The sequence below is a fragment of the Brevundimonas sp. genome (assembly GCF_041648615.1).
Classification (GTDB): domain Bacteria; phylum Pseudomonadota; class Alphaproteobacteria; order Caulobacterales; family Caulobacteraceae; genus Brevundimonas.
Genome location: NZ_JBAZOS010000006.1, coordinates 29249 through 39326, shown reverse-complemented (window position 1 = coordinate 39326; position 10078 = coordinate 29249). Strand labels below are relative to the sequence as shown.

General features: G+C 71.1%; 10 protein-coding genes. 6 read left to right on the top strand and 4 right to left on the bottom strand.

Translation table 11 applies throughout. The annotated features are described in order from the left end of the window. Positions 1 to 70: 70 nt before the first annotated feature. From WC555_RS04465 to WC555_RS04455, 3 genes are read right to left on the bottom strand one after another with little or no spacing between them, the layout of a single operon-like run. On the bottom strand, positions 71 to 880 hold the full coding sequence (locus WC555_RS04465) for a TrmH family RNA methyltransferase (RefSeq protein ID WP_373251514.1): 810 nt from the start codon (positions 878 to 880) through the stop codon (positions 71 to 73). Continuing rightward, a complete protein-coding gene (locus WC555_RS04460) occupies positions 877 to 1803 on the bottom strand; it encodes a class I SAM-dependent methyltransferase (protein WP_373251512.1) in 927 nt (308 codons plus the stop codon). Before WC555_RS04460 ends, WC555_RS04465 begins: the two co-directional genes overlap by 4 nt. Beyond that, positions 1787 to 3187, bottom strand: a complete 1401-nt coding sequence (locus tag WC555_RS04455) for a glycosyltransferase family 2 protein (RefSeq protein WP_373251510.1) — start codon at positions 3185 to 3187, stop codon at positions 1787 to 1789. The genes WC555_RS04460 and WC555_RS04455 overlap by 17 nt, the downstream gene beginning before the upstream one ends. A gap of 178 nt (positions 3188 to 3365) precedes the next feature. Between WC555_RS04455 and WC555_RS04450 the strand changes: the two genes are divergently transcribed. From WC555_RS04450 to WC555_RS04435, 4 genes are read left to right on the top strand one after another with little or no spacing between them, the layout of a single operon-like run. Then, entirely contained in the window at positions 3366 to 3995 is a 630-nt protein-coding gene (locus WC555_RS04450) for a TetR/AcrR family transcriptional regulator (protein WP_373251509.1), read from the top strand. Continuing rightward, entirely contained in the window at positions 3992 to 4789 is a 798-nt protein-coding gene (locus tag WC555_RS04445; RefSeq protein WP_373251507.1) for an ABC transporter substrate-binding protein, read from the top strand. Before WC555_RS04450 ends, WC555_RS04445 begins: the two co-directional genes overlap by 4 nt. Beyond that, positions 4786 to 5772, top strand: coding sequence for a FecCD family ABC transporter permease (locus WC555_RS04440; RefSeq protein ID WP_373251506.1), 987 nt, complete (start codon positions 4786 to 4788; stop codon positions 5770 to 5772). Before WC555_RS04445 ends, WC555_RS04440 begins: the two co-directional genes overlap by 4 nt. Beyond that, positions 5760 to 6533: an ABC transporter ATP-binding protein gene (locus WC555_RS04435; protein WP_373251505.1), complete on the top strand. Its 774-nt coding sequence runs from the start codon at positions 5760 to 5762 to the stop codon at positions 6531 to 6533. The genes WC555_RS04440 and WC555_RS04435 overlap by 13 nt, the downstream gene beginning before the upstream one ends. Here WC555_RS04435 and WC555_RS04430 read toward each other — a convergent pair. Continuing rightward, positions 6518 to 8605 carry a transglycosylase SLT domain-containing protein gene (locus WC555_RS04430; RefSeq protein WP_373251503.1) on the bottom strand — a complete coding sequence of 696 codons (2088 nt, stop codon included), beginning with the start codon at positions 8603 to 8605 and terminating at the stop codon, positions 6518 to 6520. The two genes, WC555_RS04435 and WC555_RS04430, sit on opposite strands and share 16 nt — an antisense overlap. 109 nt (positions 8606 to 8714) lie before the next feature. Here WC555_RS04430 and dapA point away from each other — a divergent pair, with 109 nt between their 5' ends. Next, positions 8715 to 9599, top strand: coding sequence for a 4-hydroxy-tetrahydrodipicolinate synthase (gene dapA, locus WC555_RS04425; protein ID WP_373251501.1), 885 nt, complete (start codon positions 8715 to 8717; stop codon positions 9597 to 9599). 20 nt (positions 9600 to 9619) lie between these two features. Continuing rightward, positions 9620 to 10069, top strand: coding sequence for an SsrA-binding protein SmpB (smpB, locus tag WC555_RS04420; protein ID WP_332640553.1), 450 nt, complete (start codon positions 9620 to 9622; stop codon positions 10067 to 10069). The last annotated feature ends 9 nt before the right edge of the window (positions 10070 to 10078 follow it).

The following is a 10078-nucleotide window of genomic DNA, read 5'->3' as shown; positions in this document are numbered from 1 at the left end:
GGCCAGAGGCTCCCGCGCTGACGGATCGACCGCAAGTGAATCCGCCGTAACCCGGTCCGACCCTTCAGGATCAGGCCGCGTCGGTCACCGCATAGACCATGATCCCCGTCGCCACGGCCAGGTTAAGGCTGTCGGCCCGGCCCCGCATGGGGATCTTGACGTTGACGTCGCAGGCGGCGGCGAGGGCGTCGGTCAGCCCGGCCTGCTCATTGCCCATCAGGATCAGGGCGGGATGCTGGATCGCCGCGTCGCGATAGCCCTCGGTGGCGTCCAGCCGGGTACCGATGACGCTGCCCGGCCAGGTCTGGCGCCAGGCGAGGAACTCGGCCGGCGTGGTCCGGGCGATGGCGACGGCGAAAACCGAGCCCATGGTCGCCCGAACGGCCTCGACCGAATACGGATCGACGCAGTCGCCGATCAGGATCACCCCGCCGCAGCCCGCCGAATCCGCCGTGCGGATGATGGTGCCCAGATTGCCCGGGTCCCGCACCTGCTCCAGCGCCACCCAGGCCGGGGCCGAGCCCGGCTGGATCGCCGACAGGGGCGTATAGACCTGATCGAACACCCCCAGCACGGTCTGCGGATTGTCGCGCCGGCTGATCTTTTCGAGGATGGCGTGGGTCACGACCACCACCTCGCCGCCGCCCGCGCGCGTCGCCTCGCGGGCGCGGTCGAGAATCGGATGCGGCCGGGCGTCCTCGCCAACCAGCAGCAGCCGCGGGGCGCGGTTCTGATCCAGCGCCTCGCCGATGAATTTCAGCCCCTCGGCCAGGAAGCGGCCCGTGATCTCGCGCTCCTTGCGCATGTGCAGGGCGCGCACGGCCTTGACCGTGTCATTGGTCAGGGAGGTGATCAGGCGATCCTGGGCGTTGGCCGTCACGCCGACCACCGTGCGAAGAAGCTCAGCCCGATGGCCCGTCCGTCGGCCCCGTCCTCGGCCAGCGCCAGCTCGCCCCAGTCTATCGTCCCGCCCCGGTCAGCCGTCGCCTCGGCCATCAGATGCGACAGCGACAGGCCGGAAATGCGCGCGGCGTAGGCGTTCAGCAGCAGGAAGGAGGCGTCGTCCGAAAGCAGCGCCGCGCAGTCCTTGAGCAGGCCCGGCAGATCCTCGAACAGCCGCCACACCTCGCCCGTCGGCCCCCGCCCGTATTTGGGCGGGTCGAGGATGATGCCGTCGTATTTCGAGCCGCGCCGAACCTCGCGCGCCGCATATTTGCGGGCGTCCTCGACGATCCAGCGGATCGGCTTGTCCGCCATGCCCGACAGCTCGGCGTTCTCGCGCGCCCAGGCGACCGACTTCTTGGAGGCGTCGACGTGGGTCACCTCGGCGCCCGCCGCCGCGCAGGCGAGGCTGGCCACGCCGGTGTAGCCGAACAGGTTCAGGATCTTCGGCGCAGTTTTCGTTGTGCCGCCGCCCTTCGGGCTGCTTGAGCACAGCCCGCGTATCCGCCCGTCCAGCCACTCCCAGTTCGCCGCCTGTTCGGGGAAGAAGGCCAGGTGGCGAAACGGGGTGAACCGGCTGGTGAAGCGCACGTCGCGCCACGCCAGCGGGAAGGTGTCGACGGGGGCGGCGGCGAAGCGCCAGCGGCCGCTCTCGTCCTCGTCGGTCGGATCGAAGACCGCGTCGGCGGCGTCGAAGGCGGACGGATCGCGCGGCGACCAGAAGCACTGGGGTTCGGGCCGCACGACCGTGAACCGCCCATAGCGCTCCAGCTTGCGGCCGCCGCCGCTGTCCAGCAGGGCGTAATCGGCCCAGGCGCGGGTGACCAGGGTCTCGGGCGACGGGTTAAGGCGCGGCGGCATGCACGGCTGATAGGCGGAGAGACGCGGTCTCGTCCAGCGTATCGTGCGTTCCGACCGGCGGGTCGTCGGGCCGGGCCGGCGCATCGCGGCCATGGCGGGTCTTGTCCCAGGCGAACGGATCGCGGACCAGACGCCAGGCGGCGTGCACGAAGGCGAGGCTCAGCAGGGCCCAGTAGGCGGGCGCCGCGATCATGTCGACGGGACCATAGGGCACGCCCGCGCGCCGGGCGCCGATGGCGCAGGACAGCCAGGCCGCGGCCGCGCCCAGCACCAGGACACTGAGCGCGAGGGCGGGCGTCTCGGCCGGCAGGCCCGCCATCAGGGATACGAGAACCGCCGCCGCCACCCAGGCGAGGGACAGTCCATGCAGGGCCGCCGACACCAGGCCGACGCCGACGGTCATCAACAGGGCGGCCGCGCCGCGCCAGCCCAGCCGCCAGGGCTGGCGCGTGTGAACGCCCCAGGTCTGCATATAGCCCTTCAGCCAGCGGGTCCGCTGCGGCAGCCAGTTGTCGAGCCCGCCCGGCGGCGTCTCCCACGTCGGGCGCGAGAGGACGCCCAGTTTCCAGCCCCGCCTCCACAGGCGGAACCCGAGGTCCGCATCCTCCGTCACGTTCCAGGAATCCCACCCCTCGACGGCGCTGAGCACGGCGGTCCGGAAGTGATTGCTGGTCCCGCCGAGGGGAAACGGCAGCCCGAGGCGGGCGACGCCGGGCAGGGTGGTCTCGAACAGGCTGGCGTATTCGGCCGCGAACTGGCGGTCGAGGAAGGGGGAACCGTTCGACGCCCCCCGCCTGCGAATGCGCAACGGCGCCTGCAGGCAGGCCAGCCGGCCGGACTTGTCGGCCGCAAACCGCGCCGCGGCCTCGCGAAGCTGCAGCGGGTCCGGCTCGTCCTCGGCGTCATACACCGTCAGCAGATCGCCCGTGGCCCGGGCCAGGGCGAAGTTCAGGGCGCGGGGTTTGGTTTGCGGCTTGCCTGGCGGCGCCACGAACACCTCCAGCCAGTCCGGCCGGGGCGCGGACAGGGCGGCGGCGATGGTGTCGTGATCGTGGGCCTCGAGCACGATCAGCCCCTGCAGGCGGTCGGCCGGATAGTCGATGCGCGAGAGCCTTTCGATCAGTTGACCGACGACCTCGGCCTCATGATAGAGCGCCGCCACCACGGTATAGCGGGGCCAGATCGCCGGTTCGGGCGGCGACGGCGGCGTGACCGCGCTGAGCAGGATCAGGGCGGTTCGCCAGAGCGCGACGGCGAGAAAGCCGTAGGCGCCGGCGAGAATGACGCCGCTTCCCAACAGATCGGGCCGGAACCACGCCAACACGCCCGCCGCTCCCGACAGGGTCAACAGGGCCGCGATCTGCACGGGCGCGAGGCCTCGCATGGCCGCGCTCTGACCGAGCGGCGGGCCGTACCGCGCGGCGTCTCGCCGGCGATCCCCAAGATTGTTTATCCCCGACCGTCCCACAACGCATGGTTATCGCGCCCGGTCCCGCAGGGCAAGCGATTGGCGCACCAGACCGAATGCCGCTATTCAATGGGCGGACGCCCGGAGTGCCCGTTTGACCGCCGCAACCCTCAATCCCCGCTCGCAGAGAAAGCCGAAAGGCGAGGGCCATGCGCGCCGCGCCGAGATCCTCGCGGCGGCCGAGCGGATCTTCGTCGAGCATGGCTATGAGGGCGCGACCATCCGCAAGATCGCGGACGAGGTCGGCTTGTCCTCGACGGCGCTCTACATGCATTTCTCGGAGAAGAGCGAGATCCTGCACGAGATATGCAGCCGGACCTTCTCCTCGCTGCTGGAGGCGAACGACGCCGTGGGCAGCCAGCCGGCCGGATCGGAGGCGCGCCTGCGGCTCATGCTGCGAGCCTATGTGGACTTCGGTTTCGCCAACCCCAACGCCTATCGCCTGGCCTATATGACCCGTCCCACCGAGCTGCGGGAAGGGGCCCAGTCCGCGGCGCGGGAACTGGGGCACGAACTGTTCCGGACCTTCGAAAAGGCCGTCGAGGACCTTCAGACCGCCGGTCTGTTGCGCGGCGACGCACGCACGACGACCCAGGCCCTGTGGGCCGGCATCCATGGCGTGGTGTCCTTGATGATCACCAAGCCCTATTTCGACTGGGTCGACCGCGAAACCCTGGTCACCACCCTGATCGACGGGTTGCTTGCGGGTCTGCTGAAGCCATGAGGCTCGCCGTTGCGGTTCTCGCCGGCGTGATCCTGGTCGCGCCGGGCGGGGCCGAGGCGCGTCCGCTCCGGGTCCTGTCGCTGGATCAGTGCGCGGACCAGTATGTCCTGGCGCTTGCGCCGGACGCGGAGCTGGCCCTGTCGCCGCGCGCTGATGATCCCGACGCGTGGATGAGAGAGGCAGCCGCGGGACGCCGCCGTGTGCGGCCGACGCTGGAAGCGGCCATCGCCTTCCAGCCCGATGTGGTGGTCCGCTACTGGGGCGGAGAGCCCCGCTTGCTGGCCCGACTGGAGGCGGACGAGGTCCGGGTGCTGACCATCGAGGATGCGACGGATTTCAATGGAATACGCGCTGATATCCGGACCGTGTCTGATGGGCTGGGCGTGTCGGAGCGGGGCGAGGCGATGATCGCCCGGATGGATGCGACCTTGCCGGCTGAGCCGGTCAGAGACGCGGGTTCAAGACCGCGAGCCCTTTATCTGACCGCCGGCGGGTTCACCGCCGGCAAGGGCGTCCTGATCGACGCCATCCTGTCGGCCGCGGGCTTCGCCAATGCAGCGGAGGCCCCATATTTCACGCCGGTCAGCATCGAGCGGCTGGTCCTGGCGCCGCCGACGCACTTCATTCTCGGCTTCTTCGACCAGGTGCGCGGCGACTGGCGCGGCGTCGGCCGCCATCCGGTGCTGCGCCGTCTCGCGCGGGGCCGGGTTGCCGCGAAGCTTCCCGCGGCGGCCCTGACCTGTCCGGCCTGGTTCGCGGCTGACGCCGCGGCGATGCTGAAGGCGGGGGTGTGAGACCGTCGCGTCTCTCGGTCTGGCTGGCGCTGCTGATCCTCGCGGCGGTCGTGGCGGCCGTCCTGCTGGGCGAAAGCGTCTTCGACAGCCGCCAATGGACCCAGGCGTTCGCTGACCCGGCGTCGGGCCCGGGCGAGGTCCTGTGGCAGGTCCGGGCTCCCCGGGTGTTCACGGCCCTGATGGTCGGCGCGGCCCTGGGGCTGGCGGGCGCCGTCATGCAGGGACTGCTCAGAAACCCGCTGGCCGACCCCGGGGTGCTGGGGGTGTCGGCGGTCGCAGCCCTGGGGGCGGCGGGCGCCATCGTGCTTGGCGCGGCGGCGGTTCCGGGCGCGGTCGAAGTCTCGGCCCTCGCGGGCGCCGGGCTGGCCGGCGGCCTGCTGATCCTGTTTTCGGCGCGCGTCCGTGCGCCGGAAGCCCTGATCCTGTTCGGCGTGGCGGTGTCCAGTTTCGCCGGCGCCGCCACCGCGCTGATCTTCAACCTCTCGCCGTCGCCGATCGCCACGGCCGAGATCATGAGCTGGCTGCTGGGCTCGGTGCAGAACCGCAGCTGGATCGATGTCGCCTGGATCACTCCGGCGGTGCTGGTTTCGGCGGTCCTCGCCGCCCTGGCCGCGCCGGGGTTGCGGATGCTGAGTCTGGGCGAGGAGACGGCGCGGACGTCGGGCCTGCCGATGGCGCGGTTGCGGCTGCTGGCGCTGTTGGCCGCCGCGCTCGCGACGGGCGCCGCTGTCGCCGTCGCGGGTGTGATCGGCTTCGTCGGGCTCGCCGCCCCCCATCTGGTGCGAAGCGCGGTGCGTGGCGATCCGGGTCGGCTGTTGGCGCCCTCGGCCCTGGCCGGCGCATTGATCCTGATCGTCGCCGACCTGCTGGCGCGCGTGACCCCGACGGATCAGGAGCTGAAGCTGGGCGTCTTCACGGCCCTGGTCGGCGCCCCCCTGTTCGCCCTGATCGCCTGGCGGGCGGCGCGGGAGTGGCGGCTGTGAGCGTGCTGGCGTTGATCGGCGCGACCGCGTCGCTGGGCGGCCGCACCGTGCTGGACGCCGTGGATTTCCCGGTCGCGGCCGGGGAGCTCGTCGCCGTGGTGGGGCCGAACGGCGCCGGCAAGTCGAGCGCTATCCGGGCCCTGGCCGGCCTGCTGCCCCTGTCCGGCGGTCATGCGCGGCTGGAGGGTGAAGACGTCGCCGCCCTGTCGCCCCGACGTCGGGCTGAACGCGCCGCCTACCTGCCGCAGGAGCGCCGTATCGCCTGGAACCTGCCGGCGATAGAGGTCGCCGCGCTCGGCGCGCCCTTGCTGGCGGCGGCGGAAGGCCGGACGCGCGCCCGGTCGGCTCTGGAAGAAGTCGAGGCCGGACACCTGGCGGACCGGGGCGTGGCCGAGATGTCGGGCGGCGAACGCGCCCGCGTGCTGCTGGCGCGCGCCCTGGCCGCTGACGCTCGGGCCCTGCTCGTCGACGAACCGATCGCCGGGTTGGATCCCGACGCCCAGTTGATGGTGCTGGAACGGCTTCAGGCCCGCGCCCGGAGCGGGCAGGCGGTTCTTGTCAGCCTGCACGACCTTGCCCTGGCGGCGCGGTTCGCCGACCGGGTCGTGGTGCTGGACCGGGCCCGGGTCGTCGCCGACGCCGCGCCGCTGGAGGCCCTGTCCCCCGATGTCATGGCCGGCGTCTTCGGCCTGTCGGCCCGCTGGACGGACGGACCGGAGGGGCCGTTGCTGGCGGCCGGCCGGCGTCAGTTGGCCGGATAGGAAGTCGCGGTCGAATCCGTCTCCGGCGCATAGGCGGCGTACGGCGCGGGACCGGCCGGCGCACCGCGCCTCAGGTCTTCCGACAGCCGCAACGGGGCCGAACCGCCGTTCAGTCGGGCGCGATAAACCTGCATGTTTTCCATGACTCGCATCATGTAGTTGCGAGTTTCCGTGAAGGGCGCGCACTCGATGAAGTCCACCGGATCCACCGTCCCCGCCCGCGGGTCGCCGCAGCGGGCGATCCATTGCGGGGGACGTGCGGGGCCGGCGTTGTAGCCGACGGTCGTCAGCAGCATCGACCCGCCGAAATTCCGGCTCAGGTCGCCGAGGTGATAGCTGCCCAGCGTCATGTTGAAATCGGGATCCCACAACCTGTCCTGCGAGAAGGGCAGGCCCAGCTGACGGGCTACCGCCGCGCCTGTCGACGGCAGGAACTGCATCATGCCCCGCGCGTCGGCGCCGGAGCGGGCGCGGGGGTCGAAACTGGATTCCTGGCGCGTGATGGCGAGGGTGAACTCCAGCGGGGCGGCGCCGGCGACCGGCGGCGGCATGCGGATGGGGTACTGGCGCTCGGGCATCAGGAAGCCGCGCTGGCTGGCCGCGCGGCCCACCATCATGGCCGTGAAGCCTTCGCCATAGTTGCGTGACAGATCCATCAGCAGGGCCAGTTCGGACCCGCCGGGCAGATCGTCGTCCAGCTGGTAGGCGAAGACGCGGAACAGGCTGGTCTCGCCCGTCTCGCCGAGGATCCGCAGGGCGCGGACGACCTCGTTACGCTCGAAGGCCGCGATCTCGTCACGGGTCGGTACGGGATCGGAGGGCAGGGTCAGGGTCGTCATCCCGGCCTTCTCGGCGGCCAGCTGGCCGTAGAAGGTCTGGAAGTGGCGCGCGCCGGCCTGGTAGTACTGGATGGCGGCCGGGGTGGCCCCCTGCGCCTCGGCGGCGCGGCCCAGCCAGTAGAGGGCGCGACCCTGGGTGATCGGCGTCGAGGACGTCTGGCGCAGGGCCTCGAAATGACGCGTCGCCCGCGCGGGATCATTGAGTTTCACCAGCGCGACCCAGCCGGCGAAGAACTCGGCGTCGACCTTGCGGTCGCCCGACGGAAAGCCATGACCGGCCATGGCGTCGTACGCCGCCTGCCAGTTGCGCTGTTGCAAGGCGTCGAGGAAATAGTTGCGGCGCTCGCTCCACAGGGTGTTCTGGCCCTCGGTGTGCGACGGCGCGGCGGGCAGGGCGACCAGCAGGGGGAAGGCTTCCGACTGGCGGTTCTGCGAGCGGAGGATGCGCACCCGCTCCAGCACCACGGCGGGATCCATCGCCTGCGACGGGCTGAGGCCCGCGACCACGGCGTCCGGGCTGTAGGCTGTGCGCAGCGCCATGGCGGCGTTGGCCACGGCCTGACGGTCGGCCCCCACGCGCGAGACCATGGCGCGCGTCGCCGGTCCGTGCGGGCCCGGAAGCAGCATGTTCAGCCGCGCCTCGTGGTCGGCCTGGGTCAGCCAGCCGCTCCAGCGGTCCAGGATCCGGGTCTGGGCCGCGTCATCGAACGAGCGGGTGCGCCACCATTCGGTGATCAGGGCCCGCGCCTCGTCCCGGCGGCCGCGCTGTTCCAGGGCGTCGGTCAGGGCGATGGCGCCCTGGACGGTCAGGGGCGGGGCGGACGCGAACAGGGCCGTGGCCGCGTCCGGCCCGGCATAGGAAAGGTCAAGCGCGCGTTCGGCCGCCATGCGGCGGCTCTCCGCGCGGGGCCAGCCGGCGAACGACGTCTGGGCGGCGGCCAGATCGCTGTATGAAAGCTGCTCGGCCGAGGTGTCCAGCAGGGCCCATTCGACCAGTTTGCGCGCGGTCGGGTCGCCGATCTGGGCGGCCGCGTTGCGGGCGCCGGTGACGTCGCGGGCGCGGGCGGCGGCCAGACCCTGACGGAAGAGGGCCGTGTCCTGATCATTCAGCAGGCGGGGCTGGTTGCTGACCGGGCCCGAGGCGACAGCGCTGTAAGGCGTCTCCTGCGGGAGCAGGCTCTCCGGTGCGGGGGCGAGCAGGGCCAGGGCGGCCGCGAGGCTGGCAGCGATCATTGCGTGTCCGAACTCCATGCGTCGCGGTTGCGGTCGGGCGACCGGCAACCTACCCTCCTGCGCTTGTCGCGGCGAACGTCGCCATTTCCACGCAGGACCATCTCTCTCAATGACCGCCCCCTTGTTCAAGGGCGTGATCACCGCCCTGATCACACCACTTCGTGACGGAAAGGTGGACGAAGCCGCCTTCACCCGGCTGCTGGAACGCCAGATCGCCGCCGGGATTCACGGCGTCGTGCCCATGGGCACGACGGGCGAGAGCGCGTCCCTGCATCCGGACGAGCACAAGCGCGTGGTCGAACTGTGCGTTCAGGTCGCGGCCGGACGCATCCGCGTCATCGCCGGCGCGGGCGCCTCGGCGACCGACAAGGCCGTCGAACTGGTCCGCCACGCCAAGACCGTGGGCGCCGACGGAGCCCTGGTCGTCACCCCCTATTACAACCGGCCCTCGCAGGAGGGGCTGGCCCTGCATTTCGAAGCCATCGCCGAGGCGGTCCAGCTGCCGGTGCTGCTTTACAATGTGCCGGGACGCACGGGCGTCGACATGGCCAATGACACCGTCGCCCGGCTGGCGGCGCATCCCAACATCGTCGGCATAAAGGACGCCACCGGCGACCTCTCGCGCGTCAGCTGGATGCGCGCCCGTATCGGCGGCCAGTTCGACCTGATCTCGGGCGACGACCCCAGCTACCTCGGCTACCACGCCCAGGGCGGCGTCGGGGTGATCTCGGTGACATCGAACGTCGCACCGGAAGCCATGGTCGCCCTGCATGAGGCGGCCGCAGCCGGCGACTACGCCTCGGCGCGCGACTGGCAGGACCGGCTGATCGGCCTGCACAAGGCCCTGTTCCTCGACAACTCGCCGTCGCCGACCAAATACGCCCTGTCGCGCCTGCAGCTTTGCGGCGAGGAGGTGCGCCTGCCGCTGGCTCCCACGTCCGACGCGGTCAGGCCGCAGATCGACCGCGCCATGGCGGAGGCGGGGATCGGCTGATGGCGTCCACAGCCCCCAAGATGAAGGTGATCGCCGAGAACCGGCGCGCGCGCTTCGACTATTTTCTGGAAGACTTCATCGAGGCCGGCATCATGCTGCTCGGCACCGAGATCAAGGCCCTGCGCGACGGCCGGGCCAATATCGCCGAGAGCTATGCGGCGGTGGAGGGGCGCGAGATCGTGCTCGTGAACGCCGACATCCCGCCCTACAAACAGGCCAACCGCTTCAACCATGAACCTCGGCGGCACCGGAAGCTGCTGCTGCACCGCAAGCAGATCGACAAGCTGATCGGCGCCGTCCAGCGCGACGGCCAGACCATCATTCCGGTCAAGCTGTACCTGAACGAGGCGGGCAAGGCGAAGATCGAGATCGCCCTGGCCAAGGGGAAGAAGCTGCACGACAAGCGCGAGGCCACGGCCCAGCGCGACTGGCAGCGCGACAAGGCCCGCCTGATGAAGGACCGGGGCTAAGTCTCAGGC